Source organism: Streptomyces coelicoflavus, from assembly GCF_045041415.1.
Lineage (GTDB): Bacteria > Actinomycetota > Actinomycetes > Streptomycetales > Streptomycetaceae > Streptomyces > Streptomyces coelicoflavus.
The window spans coordinates 6,126,158-6,150,591 of the sequence record NZ_CP108218.1 but is presented as its reverse complement, the minus strand read 5'-3'; the positions used below and the strand labels follow the sequence as shown (position 1 = coordinate 6,150,591).

At 72.8% G+C, this 24,434-nt stretch carries 23 protein-coding genes and 1 riboswitch; of the genes, 11 read left to right on the top strand and 12 right to left on the bottom strand.

Features of this window, described 5'->3' with window-relative positions; all coding sequences use genetic code 11:
- Positions 1 to 133: 133 nt before the first annotated feature.
- Positions 134 to 721: an SAV_6107 family HEPN domain-containing protein gene (locus OHA99_RS27550; RefSeq protein ID WP_405698275.1), complete on the bottom strand. Its 588-nt coding sequence runs from the start codon at positions 719 to 721 to the stop codon at positions 134 to 136.
- Positions 722 to 903: 182 nt separating this feature from the next.
- Here OHA99_RS27550 and OHA99_RS27545 point away from each other — a divergent pair, with 182 nt between their 5' ends.
- Together OHA99_RS27545 and OHA99_RS27540 are read left to right on the top strand one after the other, a co-directional pair.
- Positions 904 to 1,533: a TetR/AcrR family transcriptional regulator gene (locus OHA99_RS27545; protein ID WP_381550437.1), complete on the top strand. Its 630-nt coding sequence runs from the start codon at positions 904 to 906 to the stop codon at positions 1,531 to 1,533.
- A 419-nt stretch (positions 1,534 to 1,952) separates the two neighbouring features.
- Positions 1,953 to 3,473: an NAD(P)/FAD-dependent oxidoreductase gene (locus tag OHA99_RS27540; protein ID WP_153180276.1), complete on the top strand. Its 1,521-nt coding sequence runs from the start codon at positions 1,953 to 1,955 to the stop codon at positions 3,471 to 3,473.
- Between the two features lie 16 nt (positions 3,474 to 3,489).
- Here OHA99_RS27540 and OHA99_RS27535 read toward each other — a convergent pair whose 3' ends face one another.
- The 6 genes from OHA99_RS27535 to OHA99_RS27510 all read right to left on the bottom strand — a co-directional run bounded on the left by OHA99_RS27535 (position 3,490) and on the right by OHA99_RS27510 (position 8,617).
- Positions 3,490 to 4,506: a hypothetical protein gene (locus tag OHA99_RS27535; RefSeq protein ID WP_405698274.1), complete on the bottom strand. Its 1,017-nt coding sequence runs from the start codon at positions 4,504 to 4,506 to the stop codon at positions 3,490 to 3,492.
- A gap of 56 nt (positions 4,507 to 4,562) precedes the next feature.
- Positions 4,563 to 5,486, bottom strand: a complete 924-nt coding sequence (metF, locus tag OHA99_RS27530; protein WP_153180274.1) for a methylenetetrahydrofolate reductase [NAD(P)H] — start codon at positions 5,484 to 5,486, stop codon at positions 4,563 to 4,565.
- Between the two features lie 133 nt (positions 5,487 to 5,619).
- On the bottom strand, positions 5,620 to 6,291 hold the full coding sequence (gene thiE / locus OHA99_RS27525; protein WP_108987037.1) for a thiamine phosphate synthase: 672 nt from the start codon (positions 6,289 to 6,291) through the stop codon (positions 5,620 to 5,622).
- A gap of 258 nt (positions 6,292 to 6,549) precedes the next feature.
- A complete protein-coding gene (locus OHA99_RS27520) occupies positions 6,550 to 6,915 on the bottom strand; it encodes an Rv2175c family DNA-binding protein (RefSeq protein ID WP_153180272.1) in 366 nt (121 codons plus the stop codon).
- Between the two features lie 41 nt (positions 6,916 to 6,956).
- Positions 6,957 to 8,234, bottom strand: coding sequence for an FAD-dependent oxidoreductase (locus tag OHA99_RS27515; RefSeq protein ID WP_366472045.1), 1,278 nt, complete (start codon positions 8,232 to 8,234; stop codon positions 6,957 to 6,959).
- 32 nt (positions 8,235 to 8,266) lie between these two features.
- Complete coding sequence (locus OHA99_RS27510; RefSeq protein ID WP_164385096.1) at positions 8,267 to 8,617, bottom strand: hypothetical protein; 351 nt, start codon at positions 8,615 to 8,617, stop codon at positions 8,267 to 8,269.
- Positions 8,618 to 8,669: 52 nt separating this feature from the next.
- Positions 8,670 to 8,781: riboswitch (TPP riboswitch) on the top strand.
- Here OHA99_RS27510 and thiO point away from each other — a divergent pair.
- The 5 genes from thiO (at position 8,779) to OHA99_RS27485 (ending at position 14,126) form a co-directional block, all read left to right on the top strand.
- The gene (gene thiO / locus OHA99_RS27505) at positions 8,779 to 10,005 is read left to right on the top strand and encodes a glycine oxidase ThiO (protein WP_405698273.1); all 1,227 of its coding nucleotides are present in this window, start codon (positions 8,779 to 8,781) and stop codon (positions 10,003 to 10,005) included. Its footprint overlaps the riboswitch before it by 3 nt.
- A complete protein-coding gene (gene thiS, locus OHA99_RS27500) occupies positions 10,002 to 10,202 on the top strand; it encodes a sulfur carrier protein ThiS (protein ID WP_164385094.1) in 201 nt (66 codons plus the stop codon). Before thiO ends, thiS begins: the two co-directional genes overlap by 4 nt.
- Before the next feature lie 2 nt (positions 10,203 to 10,204).
- The gene (locus tag OHA99_RS27495) at positions 10,205 to 10,999 is read left to right on the top strand and encodes a thiazole synthase (protein WP_164244071.1); all 795 of its coding nucleotides are present in this window, start codon (positions 10,205 to 10,207) and stop codon (positions 10,997 to 10,999) included.
- Between the two features lie 222 nt (positions 11,000 to 11,221).
- Positions 11,222 to 13,174 carry a Stk1 family PASTA domain-containing Ser/Thr kinase gene (gene pknB, locus OHA99_RS27490; protein ID WP_194280114.1) on the top strand — a complete coding sequence of 651 codons (1,953 nt, stop codon included), beginning with the start codon at positions 11,222 to 11,224 and terminating at the stop codon, positions 13,172 to 13,174.
- Between the two features lie 34 nt (positions 13,175 to 13,208).
- Positions 13,209 to 14,126, top strand: coding sequence for a deoxyribonuclease IV (locus OHA99_RS27485; RefSeq protein ID WP_405698272.1), 918 nt, complete (start codon positions 13,209 to 13,211; stop codon positions 14,124 to 14,126).
- Positions 14,127 to 14,148: 22 nt separating this feature from the next.
- Here OHA99_RS27485 and OHA99_RS27480 read toward each other — a convergent pair whose 3' ends face one another.
- A complete protein-coding gene (locus tag OHA99_RS27480; protein ID WP_007448508.1) occupies positions 14,149 to 14,796 on the bottom strand; it encodes a sulfite oxidase-like oxidoreductase in 648 nt (215 codons plus the stop codon).
- A gap of 192 nt (positions 14,797 to 14,988) precedes the next feature.
- On the opposite strand from OHA99_RS27480, the gene bfr reads away from it, so the two are divergent.
- Complete coding sequence (bfr, locus tag OHA99_RS27475) at positions 14,989 to 15,492, top strand: bacterioferritin (RefSeq protein ID WP_007448529.1); 504 nt, start codon at positions 14,989 to 14,991, stop codon at positions 15,490 to 15,492.
- A 5-nt stretch (positions 15,493 to 15,497) separates the two neighbouring features.
- Here bfr and OHA99_RS27470 read toward each other — a convergent pair whose 3' ends face one another.
- Both OHA99_RS27470 and OHA99_RS27465 read right to left on the bottom strand, forming a co-directional pair.
- Positions 15,498 to 15,731, bottom strand: coding sequence for a bacterioferritin-associated ferredoxin (locus OHA99_RS27470; RefSeq protein WP_030869393.1), 234 nt, complete (start codon positions 15,729 to 15,731; stop codon positions 15,498 to 15,500).
- A gap of 164 nt (positions 15,732 to 15,895) precedes the next feature.
- Positions 15,896 to 17,248, bottom strand: coding sequence for a class II 3-deoxy-7-phosphoheptulonate synthase (locus OHA99_RS27465; RefSeq protein ID WP_003976701.1), 1,353 nt, complete (start codon positions 17,246 to 17,248; stop codon positions 15,896 to 15,898).
- Between the two features lie 169 nt (positions 17,249 to 17,417).
- Between OHA99_RS27465 and OHA99_RS27460 the strand changes: the two genes are divergently transcribed.
- The 3 genes from OHA99_RS27460 to OHA99_RS27450 all read left to right on the top strand — a co-directional run bounded on the left by OHA99_RS27460 (position 17,418) and on the right by OHA99_RS27450 (position 22,358).
- Positions 17,418 to 20,246, top strand: a complete 2,829-nt coding sequence (locus OHA99_RS27460) for an N-acetylmuramoyl-L-alanine amidase (RefSeq protein ID WP_405698271.1) — start codon at positions 17,418 to 17,420, stop codon at positions 20,244 to 20,246.
- Between the two features lie 45 nt (positions 20,247 to 20,291).
- Positions 20,292 to 20,348, top strand: a complete 57-nt coding sequence (locus tag OHA99_RS27455) for a trp operon leader peptide (RefSeq protein WP_071528813.1) — start codon at positions 20,292 to 20,294, stop codon at positions 20,346 to 20,348.
- Positions 20,349 to 20,450: 102 nt separating this feature from the next.
- Positions 20,451 to 22,358, top strand: a complete 1,908-nt coding sequence (locus OHA99_RS27450; protein ID WP_381498609.1) for an anthranilate synthase family protein — start codon at positions 20,451 to 20,453, stop codon at positions 22,356 to 22,358.
- Here OHA99_RS27450 and OHA99_RS27445 read toward each other — a convergent pair.
- Positions 22,310 to 23,305, bottom strand: a complete 996-nt coding sequence (locus OHA99_RS27445; protein WP_366472040.1) for a 2-hydroxyacid dehydrogenase — start codon at positions 23,303 to 23,305, stop codon at positions 22,310 to 22,312. The genes OHA99_RS27450 and OHA99_RS27445 overlap by 49 nt on opposite strands.
- A gap of 96 nt (positions 23,306 to 23,401) precedes the next feature.
- On the bottom strand, positions 23,402 to 24,430 hold the full coding sequence (locus tag OHA99_RS27440) for a 6-phosphofructokinase (RefSeq protein ID WP_153180263.1): 1,029 nt from the start codon (positions 24,428 to 24,430) through the stop codon (positions 23,402 to 23,404).
- Positions 24,431 to 24,434 lie beyond the last annotated feature (4 nt).

Sequence of the window (24,434 nt, the reverse complement as noted above, 5' to 3'; positions counted from 1 at the left end):
GCGCGGCACCGCCCCGGACACGGGCGGAGCGAACGGGCTGCCGCCCCCGCCCGGTGCGGGAAGGGGGTGGCTTCAGGCTTCTCCCACCCTATTGCTTCCGCCGCGCCCGCCGGTCACCCGCTCGTCGCCCCGCTCATCCCGCGTCCGGCAGGTCCCGGCCCGGGTGACCCGCGTCGAAACGGTCGGGGTGCTCCGCGCCCGGCGGGTCCGTGTCGGGACGCGGCTGGGGCAGCACCGGCTGGAGGACCAGCATCCGCTCCACCAGGCGCAGGAACATCGCCACGTCGCGTATCAGGTCGTCGGCGTCCCGGGTGCCCGCGGCGCCCCGGATGCCCGCCTCGGCCCGGGCCCGGCGGTGTGCGCCGGAGGCGAACAGCGCGCTCCAGTCGGCCAGCTCGGGTGCGATCTCCGGCAGCACCTCCCAGGCGCTGCGGATGCGGGCCCTGGCCCGTGGGCCGGTCTCCGGGCGGCCGCGCGCGGCCAGCACCGCGGCGGCGGTGCGCAGGGCGGCGAGATGGGCCGTGGCATAGCGCTCGTTCGGCGTTTCGAGGACGGCGGCCTCTTCCAGTCCTGACCGGGCCTGGGCGAGCAGGTCGAGGGCGGCGGGCGGGGCTGTTGTCCGGCGGAGCACGGGGTGCACGTCGCTCGCCGGTCCGGTCAGTGAGGGTGCAGGGCCGGCTGCGCGGCGCCGCCGGGCGGCGGCTGCGGACGAGTGGGCCATGACGATCCTCCTGTCGTCTCCGTGACGGCACGTCCGGGCAGGAGGTGCCGTATGTGCCCATCGTGAGGTATGCCACTGACAATCCGCTCTGACCTGGACTTTTGGTTCGATCGGCCGTTCGGTTCACTCCTCGGCGGGCCTGCGGTGACCTCGCCGCGCGGGGTGCTGTGAGAATCGGGACCATGGAAAGCAGCAGCACCGCCTCACAGAGCGGCGGTCGTCGCGAGGCCACCCGGCAGAAGCTGTACGAGGCGGCGGTCACCCTCATCGCCGAGCAGGGCTTCTCCGCCACCACCGTGGACGAGATCGCCGAGCGGGCCGGGGTCGCGAAGGGCACGGTCTACTACAACTTCGCCAGCAAGTCCGTCCTCTTCGAGGAGCTGCTGCGGCACGGTGTCGGCCTGCTGACCGCCTCGCTGCGCCAGGCCGCGGAAAGCACGGCGCGGGAGGGGCTCGGCCGGGTCGACGCCCTGGACGCGATGATCCGCGCGGGGCTCGTCTTCATCGACCGCTACCCGGCCTTCACCCAGCTGTACGTGGCCGAGCTGTGGCGCACCAACCGGGCCTGGCAGTCCACGTTGCTGGTGGTCCGGCAGGAGGCCGTGGCGGTGGTGGAGGGCGTGCTGCGCGAGGGTGTGGCGAGCGGTGAGTTCAGTGAGGAGATCGACGTGCCGCTGACCGCCGCCGCGCTCGTCGGCATGGTCCTGGTGGCCGCGCTGGACTGGCAGGCGTTCCAGCCGGAGCGCTCCCTGGACGACGTGCACTCCGCGCTGTCGCGGCTGCTCCAGGGGCGTGTGAGCGGCCGCCCCTGAGACACGAAGAACGCCGGTCCGTGGTGGCCGCGTCCCCCGCGGGCCGCCGTCGGACCGGCGCCTTCTCCTGCTCCCCCGTACGTCCCCCCGTCGGAACTCCCGTCACCGGTCGTCCCTCCGGGCTCCCCCGTCTCGCTCCCGCCGACCGTGGCCGGCGGAAGGAGCGGATCGCGGGCCCGGCTCCGTTCCGGCGCCCCGTGCCGCCGGTTCCGGAGCCGTGCCCCTCTCCGTGCCTCCACTCTCTCGTTCCCGCAGGTCGCGGCCCATCCGTGCGCGTACTCATCTGCCGCACTAGGTACACCTACTCAGCCCTGCGCACCCCGCCCCACGGCGCGGTCCGCCGGCCGGTCACCCGGACGTCCGTCGTGGTACTCAGCCCTCGCACGGGAGTGTCGGTGGTGGCGGATAAAGTCCCTGGCATGGCACGGATTGCGGTGATCGGCGCCGGGACGGGCGCGATGGCGGCGGCCGCCCGGCTGGCCGTCGCGGGCCACCGGGTGGTGGTGTACGAGCGGAGGCGGACCTACGGCGGAGCCCTGGGCCGCTTCGAGCGGGACGGGTTCTCCTTCGACACCGGCCCCGGTCTGCTCCCGCTGCCCGCGGTCTGGCGCGACCTGTTCGTGAAGACCGGCAAGGAGCCACTGGAGTCCCGCGTCGAGCTGGTCCAGGTCGACCCGTCGTCCCGGCACGTGTTCGCGGACGGCACGGAGGTCTCGCTGCCGAACGCCTCGCGCGCGGGCGTCGTCGCCGCCCTGGACGCCGCGCTCGGTGCGGGCGCCGGGCAGCGCTGGGGCGACTTCCTGGTGCGGGCCCGGGAGACCTGGGACCGGACCCGCCGGCCCCTCCTGGAGGAGCCCCTCTGGCCGAACTGGGGGGTGCTGGCCGAGCGCGAGCCCTATCCGGCGGTCCCGCACAAGCGGCTGCTGCGCACCCGCCGGGCCGGCACGCTCGCCGAGGTCGGCGCCCGGGAGCTGCGCGACCCCCGGCTCGCCGCCCTGCTGGAGAGCCACGCCCTCGCGTACGGCCTGGATCCCCGAACCGCTCCGGCGAACGCCGCCGTGCTGCCGTACATGGAGTACGCGTTCGGCGTGTGGTACGTGCGGGGCGGCGGTCTGCGGGAGCTGGCGCGGGCGGTGTACGAGCGGTGCCTGGCCCGTCGCGTCGAGTTCCGCTTCGGGGCCGAGGTCACCGGGATCGTCGAGAAGGACGGCCGGGTGGTGGGCGTGGAGCCGGCCGAAGGGGCCGTCGAGGAGGCCGAGTTCGTCGTCTCCGGGGTGGCGCCGGACGTCCTGGACCGCCTCCGCGGGGGATCGCCGGTGCGGGGCGAGGGCGAGGTGCCCGCACAGCGCGGCGGGGCGAGCCGGCTGACGGTGCTGCTGGCGCTGCGGGGCGGGCGTCCCGAGGGCACGGCGCACCGGACGGTGGTGCACGCGGCGGACCGCGAGACCGAGTTGGACCGCCTGTTCGGCGCCGCTCCCGGGATGGCCGCGCGGCCGACCGTCACCGTCCTGCGGCCCGACGACCCCGCGCTGGTCCCGGACGCGGACCATGAGGCGGTCACGCTCTCCGCGACGGTGCCCGCCCTGGGAGGCGGGCCGGACCGGGCCACGGCGGAGGAGACCGCCCACCGGGCCGAGCGGCTGATCGACGTCGCCGGGCGGGCGGTGCCCGGCCTGCGCGACCGGCTCCTGTGGCACGAGGTGCGCACCCCGGCCGAGGTCGCGGCGGACACCGGCGTGCCGGACGGGGCGATTCCGGTGCCCGCGCTGGCGGGGGCCGCCGGACGTCTGCTGCACGCGGCGAACAGCACGCGTACGGAGGGCCTGTTCACGGTCGGCGGCTGGTCGCACCCCGGCGGAGGGCTTCCGCACGCGGGCATGTCGGGCGCGCTGGTCGCCGGACTGGTGGTGGAGGGACCGGAGTTCCGCGGCTCCCAGTGAGCGGCGGACGCGGTCCTCAGTAGCGGTACTGCTCGTCGTAGCCCTGGTTCTGGCCCTGGTTCTGGCCGTGGTTCTGACCCTGCGTCTGGTCGTTGCCCTGGTAGGGGTACGGCTGCTCGGCGGGGAGTTCGCCGCCGTAGGGGTCGTCGGTGCTGCGCTGCTGCGGCACCCACACTCCGCCCGCCGGGGTCTCGCCGCCGTAGCCGCCGGGGGCACCGGTGGCGTACGGGTCCTGCCCGTAGCCCTGCTGGCCGTACTGCGGCTGCCCACCCATCGTGTCGTAGCCGCCGGTGTCGTACGTCCCGCCGCCGTAGGTGTGGGTGCCGATGTACGGGTCGGAGTAGGCCGCGTACTGCTGCTGCGCGCCGGTGTCGTAGCCGTAGCCCTGCTGCTGCCCGTAGCCCGAGTAGTCGTAGGCGTAGGCCTGGTCGGCGTCCGGCGCCGCTGCCGCCGCCTGCTGCTGGCCGGTGCCGTAGCCGGAGTCGGCGTAGACGCCGTAGGAACCGGTGTCGTCGGGCATGGGCTGCGGCGCGTAGACGGCGGTGGTCTCCGCGGCCGTGGGGTCGGCGGCGGGGCGGGCCGGGGTGAAGACGTCGTCGCGGTCGTGGTCGTCGGCCGCGTACGACGGGTCGTCCTGGCCCGGGGCGTGGCCCTGGGCGCGCTCGTCGTAGTCGTCGTGGTGCTCCTGGCCGCCTTCGGCGCGTTCGAGCCCGGAGACCTCCAACGTCGGTTCCTGGCGGCCCCGTTCGGGACGCCCGCGCTTGCCGACCAGGCTCACCGGGGCGTTGACCGCCCAGCCCGCCTCGAAGCCGCGGCGGAACGACAGGGTGACGTAGGTCTGGCCGACCGCGAAGGCGGCGGCGCCGACACCGATGACCAGCACGTTGGACATCAGCACGCCGGCCACGACGCCGACGAAGCCGCCGAAGGCGAGCAGCCGCCAGCGCAGCCGCGCCTTGTACTGCAACAGCACCTCGCCGAGCAGCCACAGCGCGACGACGCCGAACGCGATGTAGAGGACCGTCCAGCCCATGTACGCCCCTCTCCCAGTGGCCGTTACGCAGTGTGTCGCAAATACGTGCGGCCGGTCTAGGCCCGCGGTGGGTGGTGCAGGCCCAGGTTCTCGTAGATTTCCAGCGTCGCCGTGGAGTTGTTGAGCGTGATGAAGTGCAGTCCGGGCACACCCTCGGCCAGCAGCCGCGCGCAGAACTCCGTGGCGAACTCGATCCCGATCGAGCGTACCGCCGCCGGATCGTCCTTGACGGCGAGGATCCGCTCTTTCAGCTCCGCGGGGAACGAGGCGTTGCTGAGCTTCGGCAACCTCTCCAGCATCTTCACACTGGTCACCGGCATGACCTCGGGGATGACCGGGGTGTCGCAGCCGGCCGCGGCGACCCGGTCGCGCAGGCGGAAGTAGGAGTCGGGCTGGAAGAACATCTGCGTGACCGCGTAGTCGGCGCCGGCCCGGCACTTGTCGACGAAGTGCGCCACGTCCGTGTCCCAGGCGGCGGAACGCGGGTGCATCTCGGGGAAGGCCGCGACGCCGACGCAGAAGTCACCCGACTCCTTGATGAGCCGGACCAGTTCGGCGGCGTACGTCAGTCCCTCGGGGTGCGCGATCCAGTCGGCGTTCGGGTCGCCGGGCGGGTCGCCGCGCACGGCGAGCATGTTGCGGATCCCCGCGTCGGCGTACTGGCCGATGATGTTGCGCAACTCGGCGACGGAGTGGTCGACGGCGGTGAGGTGCGCCACGGGGGTCAGCGTGGTGTCGGCGACGATCTGCTCGGTCTCCCGGACCGTGCCCGCGCGCGTGGAGCCGCCGGCGCCGTAGGTCACGGAGACGAAGTCCGGGGCCACGGCCTCGACCCGCCTCAGCGCGCTCCACAGGTTCTTCTCGCCCTTGGGCGTCTTCGGCGCGGAGAACTCGAACGAGTACGTCGTCTTGCCGGTGGCGAGGATGTCGCGCACCGTGCGGGCGCGATCAGTCCTCGTGCTTGCGGTTCCGAGGGCCATACCGGCAGGTTAGCCAGGGCGCGGCGGTCACCCAACCGGATGCGGGATATTTGTCCATATTGTCTAGTTGTTGTCCATCTTTTGGACACCTGCTCGCCTGCGGCGAAGCCCCTCGACGCCCTGCGAGGTGCGGCTATCCCCGCGCCGGGGCCTGTCGCAGGCGCTTGGTGAACTCGGCCGCCGCCGCACCCGGGTCGTCGGCGGCGGTGATCGCGCGGACGACGACCACGCGCCGGGCGCCGGCGTCCAGCACCTCGTCGAGGTTGCCGAGGTCGATGCCGCCGATCGCGAACCAGGGGCGGTCGGTGCCCAGCGCCGCCGTGTACCGGACCAGGTCGAGGCCGGGGGCGTGCCGGCCCGGCTTGGTGGGGGTCGGCCAGCACGGACCGGTGCAGAAGTAGTCCACGCCGTGCTGGACGGCGGCCGCGGCGGCCTCGGACTCGGCGTGCGTGGAGCGGCCGACGAGGACGTCGTCGCCGAGGATCGCCCGGGCGGCGGGCACCGGGAGGTCGCCCTGGCCGAGGTGCAGCACGTCGGCGCGGGCGGCGTGCGCGACGTCCGCCCGGTCGTTGACCGCGAGGAGCTTGCCGTGGCGGGCGCAGGCGTCGGCGAAGACCTTCAGGTGCTCCAGTTCCTCGGCCGCCTCCATGCCCTTGTCCCGCAACTGCACGATGTCGACCCCGCCGGCCAGCACGGCGTCCAGGAACTCGGGCAGGTCGCCCTGGCTGCGGCGGGCGTCCGTGCACAGGTAGAGCCGGGCGTCGGCGAGCCGGGCGCGGGCGGTGGTCGGAGCGGTGTCGGGCATGCGGGTGTCCCCCGGTTCGATGGCGTGGGCCCACGACGGGCCGCGCGATTCTGGCATACGGGCCGCGGACCGGGCCTCTCCCGGGCCGTGGTCCGCGGCTCGTACGCCGGGCGGTGCGGCGGATCGCGGATCGGCGACGCGGCGGGTCGCCGGTGCCGCGGATCGGCGACGCGGCGGATCAGCGATGCCGCAGATCAGCGGTGCCGCAGATCAGCGACGCGGCGATTCAGCGATGCCGCGGATCAACGATGCGGCGGGTCAGACGGCGAGCGCCTGGGCGCGGCGCTTCACCTCCGTACCGCGGTTCTCGGTCAGCGCCTGGGCGGGGGTGCCGGGCAGGCTCGGGTCCGGCGTGAAGAGCCACTCCAGCATCTCCTCGGCCGTGAAGCCGTCGTCCCGCAGCAGCGTCAGGGTCCCGACCAGGCCCTTGACGACCTTGTCCTCGTCGATGAAGGCCGCGGGGACGTGCAGCGCGCGGTTCTCACCGCGGCGGACGGCGATGAGCTGGCCTTCCTTGATCAGCTGGCGTACCCGGGTCACCTCGACGCCGAGCATCTCGGCGATGTCGGGAACGGTGAGCCAGGCGGGCACGAGAGCATCGGTCTTTGCGTCAATCTCGGTCACGCCCCCAGCCTGCCACCTGGCACTGACACTCGGAAACCGGACTACGCCGCCGCCGTCGCCGCCTTCAGCGGCTTCGCCGGGTCGGCCAGCAGGTCCGGGTCCATCGCCGTACCCGCCTGGATCAGACGCTTGCCCTGCGCCAGGTCGCGGGGACGGCCCACCGCCAGCAGGGCGACCAGGCGGCCCTCGCGCAGCCAGCAGACCGTCCAGGCCGGGCTCGCGGGATCGCCGCGCCACAGGGTGGTGTCGGCGGCCGTGTGGTGACCGGCGTACTGGACGAAGCGGCCGAACTGCTCGGACCAGAAGTACGGCACCGGGTCGTAGGCCGCCGGGTCCTCGCCGCCCGGGGTGCCGACGATGTCGGCGGCGACCGTGCGCGGTCCCTGGAGGGCGTTGTCCCAGTGGTGCACCAGCAGCCGCTCGCCGTAGCGGGCGGACGGGAAGGAGGCGCAGTCGCCCACCGCGTGGACGTCCGGCGCGGAGGTGCGCAGGCGGTCGTCGGCCAGGACCTCGCCGTGCGCGCCGAGGGCGATGCCGGAGCCGGCGAGCCAGCCGGTGGCCGGGCGGGCGCCGATGCCGACGACGACCGCGCCGGCGGGCAGCCGGGTGCCGTCGTCCAGGAGGACCCGGGCGGGCTCGCCCGGTCCACCCGGCTCGACGCGCTCCACGCGCGCGCGGGTGCGCAGTTCGGCGCCCGCGTCGGCGTACCAGGCGGTCATCGGCGCGGCCACCTCGGCGGGCAGCGCGTCGGCCAGCGGCCGGTCGGCGGCCTCCACCACGGTCACCGCGCAGCCCGCCTCGCGCGCGGCGGTGGCGAACTCGGCGCCGATCCAGCCCGCGCCCACGACCACGACGTCGTGCTGCCGGGCCAGCACCGGGCGCAGCCGTTCGGCGTCGTCCAGGGTGCGCAGCAGGTGCACGCCGGGCACGCCGTCGGCGCCGGGGAGCCGGACCGGCTCGGCACCGGTCGCCAGGACGAGGCGGTCGTACGGCACGGGTCCCTCGGAGGTGTCCAGGACGTGGTCGCCGGGGCGGACGCCCAGGGCCTCGCAGCCCAGCCGCAGGGTGATGCCGAGGGCCTCGAAGTCGACGTCGAAGGCGGAGCCCTCGGCGGTGCCGAGCAGGACGGCCTTGGAGAGCGGGGGGCGGTCGTACGGCTGGTGCGGCTCCGCGCCGATCAGGGTCACCGGGCCGGTGAAGCCCTGTTCCCGCAGGGCGACCGCGGTCTGCACGCCCGCCATCCCGGCGCCCACCACGACCACCCGGCGTTCCGCGTCCGCCGCCGGCCCCTGTCCCCGTTCCCGCGTCTGCTCGCTCACCTGATCACCATAGACACCCGGCGTTCCGCCGGTCAGTGCCCGTGCTCGGTGAGCTGCTCCACAACGCTCGTACCGCTGCCCGGCCGCGACTCCCACTCCCAGGTCTCGTCCAGGCGCACCCGCCCGTCCGGCAGGTCCACGACGACCGACACGCAGTGCCCCGACGACGTGCTGCCGTCGGTCCCCAGCTGCACGTACCGGAAGTCGAGGCGGTCGCCCTCCCGGGTGCCCACCAGCCGACCGCGGACGATGTCGCCGCCCGCGTACTCGGCCCACACGGCGCCGTCCTGCTCGTGGTAGGTGAACCGGGTGCGGGCGCCCACCTGACCGGGCGCCTGGTCGGCGACGGGGGCGAGGACGAGACCGTCGACCGAACGGGCCATGGGTACGGGCTCCCTTACAGGTGCGCAGCTCTGCGGGCTAGGGTGGCCAACGTAAGGCACTCGCGGGAGCCCGGACGCACCGGGCTGAGAGGGAGGCTGGCGGCCTCCGACCGTACGAACCTGATCCGGGTCATGCCGGCGAAGGGAGGGGCTGGACGCCCATGTCGTCTCCACCACACACGCCTCCGCACACGCCTCGTACGTCTCGAGCACCCGACGTCCTCGTCGTCGGCGGCGGGATCGTCGGGCTCGTCACCGCCTGGCGAGCCGCGCGGTGCGGGCTGGTCACCGCCCTCGTGGACCCCGAGCCGGGCGGCGGCGCGGCCCAGGTGGCGGCCGGGATGCTGGCCGCCGTGACGGAGCTGCACTACGGCGAGGAGACGCTGCTCGCGCTGAACCTCGCCTCGGCCCGCCGCTACCCGGAGTTCGCGGCCGAGCTGACCGAGGCGACCGGCCAGGACCTCGGGTACCGGCGCTGCGGCACACTCGCCGTCGCGCTGGACGCCGACGACCGCGCCCACCTGCGCGAGCTGCACGCACTCCAGCAGCGCTGCGGCCTGGAGTCGGAGTGGCTGTCGGGGCGCGAGTGCCGGCGTCTGGAGCCGATGCTCGCGCCGGGCGTGCGCGGGGGGCTCCGGGTGGACGGCGACCACCAGATCGACCCCCGCCGCCTCGCCCGCGCGCTGGTGACCGCCTGCGAACGGGCGGGCGTCGTCTTCCACCGGGTGTGGGCCGCCCGGCTCGGCGTCGGGCGCGGCGGCGAGCGGGCCACGGGCGTCGTCACGGCCGACGGGACCGTGCTGGAGGCCGGGCGGGTGGTGCTGGCCGGGGGCAGCCTGAGCGGGCGGCTCGCGGGCGTGCCGGAGGCCGTACTGCCGCCGGTGCGGCCCGTGAAGGGGCAGGTGCTGCGGCTGACGATGCCGGGGGCGCACGGACCGCTGCTGAACCGGACCGTGCGCGCCGTGGTGCGCGGCAACCACGTCTACCTGGTGCCCCGGGAGAGCGGCGAGCTGGTCGTCGGCGCCACCAGCGAGGAGCTGGGCTGGGACACGACGGTCACCGCGGGCGGCGTCTACGAGTTGCTGCGCGACGCCCACGAGCTGGTTCCCGGCATCACGGAACTGCCGCTGACGGAGACCCGCGCGGGTCTGCGCCCGGGCTCCCCGGACAACGCCCCGCTGCTCGGCCCGACCGCTCTGGACGGCCTGCTGCTGGCCACCGGCCACTACCGCAACGGCGTCCTGCTCACCCCCGTCACCGGCGACGTCATGGCGCACGCGCTGACCACCGGGGAGCTGCCGGCCGAGGCCCGCCCCTTCACCCCGCGCCGCTTCGGCGCCGACGCCGCGCTTTCACCACTCCCGCACCTCTCGGAGCAGCCCGCATGAACATCTCCGTCAACGGCGAGCCTCACGAGGTGGCTCCCGGCACGGCCCTGGACGCGCTGGTGGGCACGCTCACCGCGGCACCGTCCGGAGTGGCCGCCGCCCTCAACGAAACCGTCGTCCCGCGCGCGCGGTGGGCCGCCACCACGCTGGCCGAGGGCGACCGCGTCGAGGTCCTCACCGCTGTCCAAGGAGGCTGACCATGGCCGACGATCCCTTCGTCCTCGGCGGTACGTCGTACGGGTCCCGCCTGATCATGGGTACGGGCGGGGCGCCCAGCCTGGACGTGCTGGAGCGCGCGCTGGTGGCCTCCGGGACGGAGCTGACGACCGTCGCGATGCGGCGGGTGAACGCCTCGGTGCACGGCTCCGTGCTGTCCGTGCTGGAGCGGCTCGGCATCCGCGTGCTGCCGAACACGGCCGGTTGTTTCACCGCCGGGGAGGCCGTCCTCACCGCGCGGCTGGCGCGGGAGGCGCTCGGTACGGACCTGGTCAAGCTGGAGGTCATCGCCGACGAGCGCACGCTGCTGCCGGACCCGGTCGAGTTGCTGGACGCGGCGGAGACGCTGGTCGACGACGGCTTCACGGTGCTGCCGTACACGAACGACGACCCGGTGCTCGCGCGGAAGCTGGAGGACGTCGGGTGTGCGGCGGTCATGCCGCTGGGCTCGCCGATCGGGTCCGGGCTCGGGATCCGCAACCCGCACAACTTCCAGCTGATCGTGGAGCACGCGCGCGTGCCGGTGATCCTGGACGCGGGGGCCGGTACGGCGTCGGACGTGGCGCTGGCGATGGAGCTGGGGTGTGCGGGTGTGATGCTCGCCTCGGCGGTGACGCGGGCGCAGGAGCCGGTGCTGATGGCTTCCGCGATGCGCTCCGCGGTGGAGGCGGGGCGGTTGGCGCGGCGGGCGGGGCGGATTCCCCGGCGGCACTTCGCCGAGGCGTCGTCTCCTGCGGAGGGCCTGGCGGTGCTGGATCCGGAGCGACCCGCCTTCTAGGCACCGGCGTCGCAGAGGGCCCGGGGGGGGTGGGCACGCAGCCCGGCGTAGCGGGGTGCCGCTGGGCCCACCCGTGCCGCCCTGGGGGGTACCTCCCAGGCCGTTCAGGCACTGGGGGAGGCACGACTGCCCGCAGCCATGTACGTCACAGATGCGCTTCAGTACCGGCCCGAATCCGCTCGGCGACGTGGGGTGTCGGTGGCGGCTCGTAGACTCGCCTGCGTGGACACGACCCTTCAGGACCCTCTCGTCGGGCAGGTGCTCGACGGCCGGTACCGCGTCGAGGCGCGGATCGCGGTCGGCGGGATGGCCACGGTCTACCGGGCCGTGGACACCCGCCTGGACCGCGTGCTCGCGCTGAAGGTGATGCACCCGACACTCGCGACCGACGCCACCTTCGTCGAGCGGTTCATCCGCGAGGCCAAGTCGGTGGCCCGGCTCGACCACCCCAATGTCGTCCAGGTCTTCGACCAGGGGGCCGAGGGGGCGTACGTCTACCTGGCGATGGAGTACATCGCGGGCTGCACCCTGCGGGACGTGCTGCGCGAGCGCGGGGCGCTCAGGCCGCGGGCCGCGCTGGACATCCTGGAGCCGGTCCTCGCCGCGCTCGGTGCCGCGCACCGGGCGGGCTTCGTGCACCGGGACATGAAGCCGGAGAACGTGCTGATAGGGGACGACGGCCGGGTCAAGGTCGCCGACTTCGGCCTGGTCCGCGCCGTGAACACCGTGACCAGCACCACCGGCGCCGTCCTCGGCACCGTCTCCTACCTGGCGCCCGAGCAGATCGAGCACGGCACCGCCGACCCCAGGGTCGACGTGTACGCGTGCGGCGTCCTGCTGTACGAGATGCTGACCGGCGACAAGCCGCACGACGGCGACTCGCCCGCCGCGGTGCTCTACAAGCATCTGCACGAGGACGTGCCGCCGCCGTCGGCCGCCGTGCCGGGGATGGCGTTCGAGCTGGACGAGCTGGTCGCCGCCGCCACGGCGCGCAACCCGGAGATCCGGCCGCACGACGCCGTGGCGCTGCTCGCGCGGGCCCGCGAGGCGCGCGAGGCACTGAGCGCGGACCAGCTGGACGCGGCGCCGCCGCAGGCGCTCGCCGCGGAGCACGACAACGCCGAGGACCGCACGAGCGTGATCCCGCGCGCCCTGACGATGCCCCGTCCGCTGCCCGTCAACGAGGACGAGGGCGACGGCGCGCACGGCGGCTTCCCCGCGGACGGCGTCCACCGCACCAGCCGGCTGACGGCTCCCCCGCCGGCCCCGCCCCGCTCCCGCCTGCCGCGCCCGCGCCGCGGTCCGCTGGCGATCGTGGTGGCCGTCCTGCTGGTGCTCGGGGTCGGCACGGGCGTCTGGTACATCAACTCCGGCCAGTTCACCAAGGTGCCGCCGCTGCTGTCCAAGACCGAGGCGCAGGCCCGGGACCGGCTGGACGACGCCGGTCTCGACGTCGGCAAGGTGAAGCACGCCTACAGCGACACCGTGGAGCGCGGCAAGGTCATCAGCACCGACCCCGGGGTGGGCGACCGCATCCGGAAGAACGACTCGGTGTCGCTCACGGTCTCCGACGGCCCCGACACCGTGAAGCTGCCGGACGTGTCGGGATACCGGCTGGACAAGGCACGGACGCTGCTGGAGGACGAGGGGCTGGAGCCCGGCATGGTGACCCGGGCGTTCAGCGGCGAGGTGGCCAAGGGCTTCGTGATCTCCACCAAGCCCGGATCGGGCACCACGGTGCGCGCGGGTTCCGCGGTCGCCCTGGTGGTCAGCAAGGGCAGCCCGGTCGACGTCCCGGACGTCACCGGCGACGACCTGGAGGACGCGAAGGCCGAGCTGACGGAGGCCGGCCTGAAGGTGAAGGTCGCCGAGGGGCGGGTGAACTCGGACTACGACAGCGGCCGGGTGGCCCGGCAGACGCCGGACCCGGGCGGCCGGGCGGCCGAGGGCGACACGGTGACGCTCACGCTGTCCAAGGGCCCCCGGATGATCGAGGTCCCGGACGTGGTCGGCGACAGCGTGGACGACGCCAAGCGGAAGCTCGAGGACGCGGGCTTCGACGTGGACGAGGACCGCGGGCTGCTCGGGCTGTTCGGCGACACCGTCAAGAAGCAGTCCGTGGACGGCGGGGACACGGCTCCCGAGGGGTCCACCATCAAGATCACCATCAGGTGACGGGGCACCGCCGGCCGCATGACACCCTGGATGGGTGAAGAGTCAACAGTCCACCCCCTCCCCCACGGCCCCGTCACCCGCCGTCCGGACCGGCCTCCCCCGCAACCCCGTCGGCGGCCACGTCCCGGTGGCCGGCGGACTGCACTCCGTGGGGCTGTCCTACGCCCGTGAGCTGCGGGCGGAGACCGTGCAGGTCTTCGTCGCCAACCCGCGCGGCTGGGCCACCCCGGCCGGCAACCCGAAGCAGGACGAGGCCTTCCGCGAGGCCTGCGCGGCCGGGTCAATCCCGGCGTACGTGCACGCCCCGTACCTGATCAACTTCGGTTCGCACACCGAGGCGACGGTGGAGCGGTCGGTGGAGTCGCTGCGGCACTCGCTGCGGCGCGGGCGGGCCATCGGGGCGCTCGGCGTGGTCGTGCACACCGGGAGCGCCACCGGCGGACGGGACCGGTCGGTGGCGCTGAAGCAGGTGCGGGAGCACATGCTTCCCCTGCTCGACGAGCTGACCCACGACGACGACCCGTACCTGCTGCTGGAGTCGACGGCGGGGCAGGGCGCCTCCCTGTGCTCGCGGACCTGGGACTTCGGGCCGTACTTCGAGGCGCTGGACGCCCATCCGAAGCTGGGCGTGTGCCTGGACACGTGCCACATCTTCGCGGCGGGCCACGACCTGACCGGCCCCTCCGGCATGCACCAGACCCTCGACCTGCTGGTGGACACGGTCGGCGAGGGCCGGCTGAAGCTGATCCACGCCAACGACTCCAAGGACGTGGCGGGAGCGCACAAGGACCGGCACGAGAACATCGGCGCCGGTCACATCGGTGAGGACCCCTTCCGGGCGCTGATGACGCACCCCGCGACCGAGGGCGTGCCGCTGGTCATCGAGACGCCCGGCGGCAAGGAGGGGCACGCGGCGGACGTGGAGCGGCTGAAGAAGCTGCGCGACGGCTGACCCCCGAGGGCGCCGCGACGGGTCACAGCTCGGGGCCGTCCCCGGGCTCCTCCTGGTAGGAGTAGCGCTGCTCGCGCCACGGGTCGCCGATGTTGTGGTAGCCGCGCTCCTCCCAGAAACCGCGCCGGTCGGCGGTCATGTACTCGATGCCGCGGACCCACTTGGGCCCCTTCCAGGCGTACCGGTGCGGGACGATCAGCCGCAGCGGGAAGCCGTGCTCGGCGGTGAGCAGCTCGCCGTCCTTGTGGGTGGCGAAGAGGGTGCGCTCAGCGGCGAAGTCGGACAGCGTGAGGTTGGAGCTGAAGCCGTACTCGGCCCACACCATCACGTGGGTGACGGCGGGCGCGGGCGGGGCGAGGCCGAGGATCGTGGTGGCCGGGACGCCGCCCCATTCCGAGCCGAGCATGCTGAACTTCGTGACGCAGTGCAGGTCGGCGACGACCGTGGTGTACGGCAGGGCGGTGAACTCGTCGTGGGTCCAGGCGTGCTTCTCGTCGTCGGTGGTGGCCCCGAACACCCGGAACTCCCAGCGCTCCGGCCGGAACTTGGGGACCGGGCCGTAGTGCGTGACCGGCCAGCCGCGCTGGAGTCGCTGCCCCGGCGGGAGCTCGAACCGCGACGCTCCTTGCGAACCGTCTTCTCCCGATCCGTGTTCCACCGGCTGACCCATGCCTCCATCCTGACAGACCCGGACCGATGCCCCTGACCCGCCCCACTTACATTCGGGCAAACCTCTGCCAATCCCCACCAAGGCGACTAAGCCTGTACTTACTTACTAAGTCAACACTTACTGGACGATCTTCGACGCCGGTGCAATCATGCCGCGCAACACGCCTGTTCCCGTTCGAAGGAGCGTCAAGCGATGCAGGGCGACCCGGAAGTCATCGAGTTCCTCAATGAGCAGCTGACCGCCGAGCTCACGGCCATCAACCAGTACTTCCTGCACGCGAAGCTGCAGGACCACAAGGGCTGGACCAAGCTCGCGAAGTACACGCGCGCGGAGTCCTTCGACGAGATGCGCCACGCGGAGGTGCTCACCGACCGCATCCTGCTCCTGGACGGCCTGCCGAACTACCAGCGGCTCTTCCACGTGCGGGTCGGCCAGAGCGTGACCGAGATGTTCCAGGCCGACCGGGAGATCGAGCTGGAGGCGATCGACCGGCTGCGCCGGGGCATCGAGGTGATGCGGGCCAAGCACGACATCACGTCGGCCAATGTCTTCGAGGCGATCCTCGCCGACGAGGAGCACCACATCGACTACCTGGAGACCCAGCTCGACCTGATCGAGAAGCTGGGCGAGTCGCTGTACCTGTCGACGGTGATCGAGCAGACCCAGCCGGACCCGTCGGGACCGGGATCCCTTTAGGGGGTCTAGGCCGCCTCGGGAAGCTCCGCGAGGACCGGCGCGCCCTGGTCGGCCAGCTGCCGGCGGGGGCAGGCGCCGCGGCCGAGCAGGGCCTGGATGCGGCGTACGCAGCCGCCGCAGTCGGTGCCCGCCTTGCAGGCGGAGGCGATCTGCCGGGGCGTGCACGCACCGGCCTCCGCGTGACTCTTCACCTGTTCCTCGGTGACACCGAAGCAGCTGCAGACGAACACGCGGTTCACCTCCCGGGCGGGGTACAAGGTCGTGCCGTACCGACGACCGGAGGGCCCGTTGATCGGTGAGGCAAACCTAACCTTACCCATCACGCAAGATCGACAAAAGGGAAGGGGGCGCGGATCGTGTGTGACCCGCGCCCCATTCACCGGCCCCGGGCGGGGGCCGGCCGTCACTGGTCCCGGTACATCTCCGCCACCAGGAACGCCAGGTCGAGCGACTGGCTGCGGTTCAGCCGCGGGTCGCAGGCCGTCTCGTAGCGCTGGTGCAGGTCGTCGACGAAGATCTCGTCGCCACCGCCCACGCACTCGGTGACGTCGTCGCCGGTCAGCTCGACGTGGATGCCGCCCGGGTGGGTGCCGAGCGACTTGTGCACCTCGAAGAAGCCCTTGACCTCGTCGAGCACGTCGTCGAAGCGGCGGGTCTTGTGACCGGAGGCCGCCTCGTAGGTGTTGCCGTGCATCGGGTCGGTGATCCAGGCGACGGTGGCGCCGGACGCGGTGACCTTCTCCACCAGCTCCGGGAGCTTGTCGCGGATCTTGTCCGCGCCCATCCGGACGATGAAGGTCAGCCGCCCGGGCTCGCGCTCGGGGTCCAGGCGCTCGATGTACTGGAGCGCCTCCTCGGCCGTGGTGGACGGGCCGAGCTTGATGCCGATCGGGTTGCGGATCCGCGAGGCGAACTCGATGTGCGCGTGGTCCAGCTGCCGGGTGCGCTCACCGATCCACACCATGTGGCCGGAGACGTCGTACAGCTGCCCGGTGCGCGAGTCGACGCGGGTGAGGGCCGACTCGTAGTCCAGCAGCAGCGCCTCGTGCGAGGAGAAGAACTCGACGGTCTGGAACTCGGCCGGGTCCGTCCCGCAGGCCCGCATGAAGTTCAGCGCGTTGTCGATCTCCCGGGCGAGCTGCTCGTAGCGCTGGCCGGAGGGGGAGGACTTCACGAAGTCCTGGTTCCAGGCGTGCACCTGCCTGAGGTCGGCGTAGCCGCCGGTGGTGAAGGCGCGCACCAGGTTCAGCGTGGACGCCGAGGCGTGGTACATGCGCTTGAGCCGCTCGGGGTCCGGGATCCGGGCCGCTTCGGTGAAGTCGAAGCCGTTCACCGAGTCGCCGCGGTAGGTCGGCAGCGTCACGCCGTCGCGGGTCTCGGTCGGCTTGGAGCGCGGCTTGGAGTACTGGCCGGCGATCCGGCCGACCTTCACCACGGGCACGGAGGCGGCGTAGGTGAGGACGGCGCCCATCTGGAGCAGCGTCTTGAGCTTGTTGCGGATGTGGTCCGCGGACACCGCGTCGAAGGCCTCGGCGCAGTCGCCGCCCTGGAGGAGGAACGCCTCTCCCTTGGCGACGGCCGCCATCCGGGCACGCAGCTGGTCGCACTCGCCCGCGAAGACGAGCGGCGGATACGACTCGAGGTCCGCGATCACTGCGCGCAGAGCCTCGGTGTCGGGGTACTCGGGCTGCTGCGCCGCGGGCAGGTCTCGCCAGGTGTTGCCAGCGCTCGGGCTGGTCTTAGCGTTCACGGTCACCCCTTAACACTACGGGGTCGCGCAACGCGGTTTTCCCCTCGCCCGACAGGTGAGACGGGACCCCGCCGCGGCCCGCCGCCGCAGGATTGGTAACCTCACGCGCCTCCGAAGTTCACAGCACGGACGACGTACATACATATTCATATCGAGGGCATACCGGGGTGGGGTTTTGAGCGCGGATCACCGAAGAGACCGCAAGAAGAAGAAACTGCTCGTCTACGGCATAGCCTCGGCGGTGGCCGTCGCCGCCACGGCCGGTGGCCTGGCCCTGGCCTCGCCGGGTCTGCTCGGCTCGGACGCCGCCCAGGCGGCCGTGGCCCCGGGCGCCCGGTTGCAGAGCGAGTTCGAGCAGGCCGCCGAGGAGTTCGACGTCCCGCAGAGCGTGCTGATGGCGGTCTCGTACCGGCAGACGCGCTGGGAGGACCACGACGGGCTGCCGAGCACCACCGGCGCGTACAACGTCATGGGCCTCACGGACGTCGACGCGGACAGCCTGGAGAACAAGGACGCGGCCGAGGAGCGCGAGCACCGGCTCGAGCACATGAACCGCAGCGGCGACCCGGTCGTCGAGAAGCACTTCGACGCCGACAAGGCCCTCGAGAGCCTCGACGAGGAGCCCGTCGACACCGACGACCCGCGGCTGCACACCCTGGACGAGGCGGCCGGCCTCATCGACGCGTCCGCCGAGAAGGTGCAGAGCGACACCGGCGAGAGCATCCGGGCGGGCGCCGCGCTGCTGGCCAAGTACCAGAAGGACGCGACCGGTTCGCTGCCCGAGGACCCCGGCGCCTGGTACCCGGCGGTGGCCCGCGCCAGCCAGGCCCCGGACCACAAGGGCGCGCAGCTCTTCGCCAAGCGCGTGTTCGAGTCGATCAAGACCGGTGAGAAGCGCGTCACCGGCGACGGCCAGTCCCTCACGCTGCCTGCCGACCCGGCGGTGAAGCCGAAGAAGACGACGGACCTGGAGCTGGCCGCGGGCTCCGCCGCCCCCACCCCCGAGTGCCCGTCCGGTCTGAACTGCGACTTCCGTCCCGCCGCCTACAAGCAGAACGGCGGCATCGACGACTGGGGCAACTACAACGTCGCGAGCCGCCCCACGGCCGGCCACGAGATCACCTCGATCGTGATCCACGACACCGAGGGCAGCTACAGCAGCGCCCTGGGCGTCTTCCAGAACTCGTACTCGTACGCCAGCGCCCACTACCTGATCCGGGCCTCCGACGGTCTGGTCACCCAGATGGTCGAGACGAAGAACGAGGCGTGGCACGCGGCCAACAAGACCCTCAACATGCACTCGATCGGCATCGAGCACGAGGGTTACGCGATCAAGGACGGCAGCTGGTACACCGAGCCGCAGTACGAGTCCTCGGCCGCGCTGGTGAAGTACCTGGCCGGCAAGTACGACATCCCGCTGGACCGTGAGCACGTCCTCGGCCACGACGAGGTCCCGGGCGTCCTGGACGGCAACGTGAAGTCCCAGCACTGGGACCCGGGCCCGTTCTGGGACTGGAACCACTACATGGACCTGCTGGGCGCCCCCACCGGCGCCGAGGGCCCGGGCGGCCCGTACAGGGCGGGCCAGGTGATCCGCGTCGTCCCGCCGTTCACCACGGCCAACCAGCCGAAGATCACCAACGGCGGCTCCTCGGTCCCCAAGCAGCCGGCGAACTTCACCTACCTGTACTCCTCGCCGTCCACCTCCTCGGCCACGCTCACCGACCCGTACCTGGGCAGCCAGACCTGGACCGAGGGCTGGAACTGGGGCAACAAGGTCCTGGCCGGCGGCGAGTTCGTGGTCGCCGAGGCCCGACAGGACTGGACGGCCATCTGGTACGGCGGCAAGAAGGCCTGGTTCCACAACCGGGGCGGCCAGTTCGCCACCCCCGCCGGCACACCGGACGTGGTCACGGCCAAGGCCGGGGCGAGCTCCATCCCGGTGTACGGGCGCGCCTACCCCGAGGACGGCGCGTACACGGGCACCGGAGTGCCGGTCCAGAGCAAGAACAACGAGTCGCTGACCAAGTACGGCGTCCTGGCCGGGCAGAAGTACGCCCTGGCCGGCGGGGCCATGAAGGGCTCGTACTACAACAGCGGCAACATCGACGGTTCGGGCGAGGGCTCGCGCACGGTGGTGGTGGGCGACACCACGTACTACCCGATCCGCTACAACCACCGCATCGGCTACGTCCGCACGGCCGACGTCCAGCTGGTCAAGGGCACCGCGCCCGACCCGGGCACCGACCGGTACGACGTCCTCGGCCGGGACTCCTCGGGCGTGCTGTGGCAGTACCAGGGCACCGGCAGCGCGTCCGCGCCGTTCTTCGGCCGCTTCCGCATCGGCGGCGGCTGGAACACCTACAACGCGGTGACGACGCTCACGGCGCTGCGCGCCGACGGCACCGGCGACGCGGTGGCCCGCGACAAGAGCGGTGTGCTCTGGTACTACAAGGGCAGCGGCGACATGACGGAGCCGTTCGAGTCCCGCACCCGGGTCGGCGGCGGCTGGTCCGTCTACGACACGATCACCGGCGCCCGGGACCTCACGGGTGACGGCAGGCCGGACCTGATCGCCCGCGACAAGAGCGGCGTGCTCTGGCTCTACAAGGGCACCGGCAACACCGCCGCGCCCTTCGAGACCAAGTCCCGGATCGGCGGCGGCTGGTACGTCTACAACACGCTGACCGACACCGGCGACCTCACCGGTGACGGGAAGCCGGACCTCGTCGCCCGCGACAAGAGCGGCGTCCTGTGGCTGTACAAGGGCACGGGCGACGCGTCGGCCGTGTTCGAGTCCCGCACCCGGGTCGGCGGCGGCTGGTACGTCTACGACGTGCTGAACGGACCGAGCGACCTGAACCGCGACGGAGTGCCGGACCTGATCGCCCGCGACAAGGACGGTGTGCTCTGGTACTACCAGGGCACCGGCAGCGCCTCGGCGCCGTTCAAGGGCCGCACCAGGATCGGCGGCGGCTGGAACACGTACGGCATGATCATCTGAGGCAACCGCCGTCGACCCGGGCGCGGATGCGCTAGGGTCGACGGCATGTTCGCGCACTCGACCCAGAACTGGTGGTGGACCGCTCATCCGGCGGCCCACTGACTGCGCGCGACTCAAGACTCCGCGAAGGCCGCCCGAGGGGCGGCCTTCGGCGTTCTCCGAGCCGGGTCCGTTCCTCTCCGACAACCGAGAAGGACCCGGACCATGACACCGCTCGACGGCCTCCTGGCCGACCCCCGCCCGTTCGCCCTGCTCCGCCGCCGCGCCCCCGGCCACGACCACGACCTCGTGGAACTGCTGCTGGGCCCGGTCACGGAGCACGACAGACTCGCCGACCTGCCCGACGAGGGTCTGGCGCTCGTCCCCTTCCGGCAGATCCGCGAACGCGGCTTCGACGTCCGCGACGACGGCACCCCGCTGCTGATGCTCACCCCCGAGGAGCGCCACGGCATCCCGCTCGCCGAGGCGCTGGCGCAACTGCCCGCGCACGAGGTGCGGGTCGAGGGCGGGGGCTTCGACGTCGGTGACGAGGAGTACGCGCGGACCGTCGGCCGGGTCCTCGACGAGGAGATCGGGCGCGGGGAGGGGGCCAACTTCGTGATCCGGCGGACGTACGAGGGGCGGATCCCCGGGTTCGGGCGGGCCGACGCGCTGGCGCTGTTCCGGCGGCTGCTGGAGGGCGAGCGGGGTGCGTACTGGACGTTCGTCGTGCACACCGGGGAGCGGACGCTGGTGGGCGCCAGCCCGGAGGTGCACGTGCGGATGTCCGGGGGCACGGTCGTCATGAACCCGATCAGCGGCACGTACCGCTACCCCGCCGAGGGGCCGACCCCCGAGCACCTCCTGGACTTCCTGGCCGACGGCAAGGAGATCGAGGAGCTGTCGATGGTCGTCGACGAGGAGCTCAAGATGATGTGCACCGTCGGCGACATGGGCGGCGTGGTCGTCGGCCCGCGGCTGAAGGAGATGGCGCACCTCGCGCACACCGAGTACGAACTGCGCGGCAGGTCCTCCCTGGACGCGCGGGAGGTGCTGCGGGAGACGATGTTCGCGGCGACGGTCACCGGCTCGCCGGTGCAGAACGCCTGCCGGGTGATCGAGCGGCACGAGACCGGCGGACGGGGCTACTACGCGGGCGCGCTGGCGCTGCTCGGCCGGGACCCGGGCGACGGACCGGGGCGGGCGGACGGACCGCAGACGCTCGACTCCCCCATCCTGATCCGCACCGCCGACATCGACGCGGCAGGGCGGCTGCGGGTGCCGGTCGGCGCCACGCTGGTGCGCGGCTCGGACCCGGCGGGCGAGGTCGCCGAGACCCACGCCAAGGCGGCCGGCGTGCTGGCGGCGCTGGGCGTACGCCCGTCCCGGCCGCGCACGGAGGCCGGGCGTCCGCGGCTGGCCGACGACCCCCGGGTGCGGGCCGCGCTGGACGGGCGCCGCGCCGCCCTGGCCCCGTTCTGGCTGCGGATGCGGGAGCCGTCGGCCGAGCTGTCCGGGCACGCCCTGGTCGTCGACGCGGAGGACACCTTCACGGCGATGCTCGCGCACGTGCTGCGCTCCTCGGGGCTCGCGGTGAGCGTACGGCGGTACGACGAGCCGGGGCTGCGCGAGGCGGTGCTGGGGCACGAGGGCGGCCCGGTGGTGCTGGGGCCGGGCCCCGGGGACCCCTCGGACCCGGCCGACCCGAAGATGCGCTTCCTGCGGTCCCTGACCGCCGAGGTGATCGCGGGGCACCGGCACGGCGTCCTCGGCGTCTGCCTCGGCCACGAGCTGATCGCGGCGGAGCTGGGTCTGGACATCGTCCGCAAGGAGGTGCCGTACCAGGGGGCGCAGACGGAGATCGACCTGTTCGGGCGCCGGGAGACGGTCGGCTTCTACAACAGCTTCACCGCGCGCTGCGACGACGCGGCGGCCGCCGAACTGGCCGCGCACGGCGTCGAGGTGAGCCGCTCGGCGGGCGGCGAGGTGCACGCGCTGCGGGGCGCGGGCTTCGCGGGGGTGCAGTTCCACCCCGAGTCGGTGCTGACGCTGAACGGCACCGCGATCGTGCGGGAGCTGGCCGGTCAGCTGCGCGGGACGAGCACGTTCTCCGAGCGGCGGCCCTCCCGGTAGTCGAGGACGTTGCGCACCGTGGTGTCGACGATCTGGCCGACGGCGTCCTCGGTGTAGTAGGCCTGGTGGGAGGTGACCAGGACGTTGGGGAAGGTGACGAGGCGGGCCAGGGTGTCGTCCTCGACGGCCTCCAGGGACTTGTCGAGGAAGAACAGGCCCGCCTCCGCCTCGTACACGTCCAGGCCCACGCCCGCGAAGCGGCCCGCGCGCAGCTCGCCGACCAGGGCCGCGGTGTCGACCAGGCCGCCGCGGCTGGAGTTGATCAGGATGGCGTCGTCGCGCATCGCCTTCAGCGCGGCGGCGTCGATCAGGTGCCGGGTCTCCGCCATCAGCGGGACGTGCAGGGTGATCAGGTCGGAGCGGGCGAGCAGCTCGTCCTTCGGGACGTAGCGCATGCCCAGTTCGGCGCAGGCCGGGTTCTCGGCGACGTCCCAGCCGAGCAGGCGCATGCCGAAGCCGTGGGCGATCCGGGCGAAGGCCTCGCCGATCTTGCCGGTGCCGAGCACGCCGGCGGTGCGGCCGTGCAGGTCCCGGCCCATCAGGCCGTCGAGGCGGAAGTCGAAGTCGCGGGTGCGGATGGAGGCGCGCACGATCCGCCGGTTGACGGCCATGGCGAGGGCCCAGGCGAACTCGGCGACCGAGTGGGGCGAGTAGTACGACACCCGGGCGACGGTGATGCCGAGCCGCTCGGCGGTGTCCAGGTCGACGTTGTTGAAGCCGGTGGAGCGCTGGGCCACCATCCGGGTGCCGCCGGCCGCGAGGATCTCCAGGACGTCCGCGCCGAGGTCGGCGTTGACGGAGGTGGAGACGATCTCGTAGCCGGCCGCGATGGGGGCGGTGTCCTCGTTGAGGAAGACGTCCAGGCAGCGGACGTCCTCGTGATCGCCGAAGGCCCGCTCGATCAGGGGCTTCTCGTCGGCCTGGACGCCGAAGGCAAGGATCTCCATGACCGCTCCCGTCGTGGTGGGCTCCGGGCCGAATATACGGCCCTCGGCCCACCCTCGCCGGTCAGCGGCAGGTCCCCGGGGACCGCCGGACCGGGGTCAGCCGAAGAAGACACCGACCTCCTCGTACAGCGCCGGGTCGACCGTCTTCAGCCGGGCCGTGGCCTCGGCGATCGGGACGCGGACGATGTCCGTGCCGCGCAGGGCGACCATCTTGCCGAAGTCCCCGTCGTGCACGCAGTCGATGGCGTGCAGTCCGAAGCGGGTGGCGAGCCAGCGGTCGAAGGCACTGGGGGTGCCGCCGCGCTGGACGTGGCCGAGGACGGTGGTGCGGGCCTCGTTGCCGGTGCGTTTCTCGATCTGTTTGGCCAGCCACTCGCCGACCCCGGACAGCCGGACGTGCCCGTAGGAGTCCAGCGACTCGTCCTTGAGCACCATGTCGCCGTCGCGCGGCATCGCGCCCTCGGCGACGACCACGATCGGGGCGTAGGAGGCCCGGAAGCGGGAGGTCACCCAGGCGCACACCTGCTCGACGTCGAAGCGCTGCTCGGGGATGAGGATGACGTTGGCGCCGCCGGCCAGGCCCGAGTGGAGGGCGATCCAGCCGGCGTGCCGGCCCATGACCTCGACGACCAGGACGCGCATGTGGGACTCGGCGGTGGTGTGCAGCCGGTCGATGGCCTCGGTGGCGATGCCGACGGCGGTGTCGAAGCCGAAGGTGTAGTCGGTGGCGGACAGGTCGTTGTCGATGGTCTTGGGGACGCCGACGCAGGGCACGCCGTACTCGTCGGCGAGGCGGGTGGCGACGCCGAGGGTGTCCTCGCCGCCGATGGTGATGAGGGCCTCGACGCCGAGTGCGGCGAGGTTGTCCTTGATGCGCCGGATGCCGTCCCGCTGCTTGAGCGGGTTGGTGCGCGAGGAGCCGAGGACGGTGCCGCCGCGGGGCAGGATGCCGCGGACGGCCGGGATGTCGAGCGGGACGGTGTCGCCCTCCAGGGGGCCGCGCCAGCCGTCCCGGAAGCCGGTGAAGTCGTAGCCGTACTCCTGGACGCCCTTGCGGACGACGGCCCGGATGACGGCGTTGAGCCCGGGGCAGTCGCCGCCTCCGGTCAGTACTCCGACCTTCATCGCA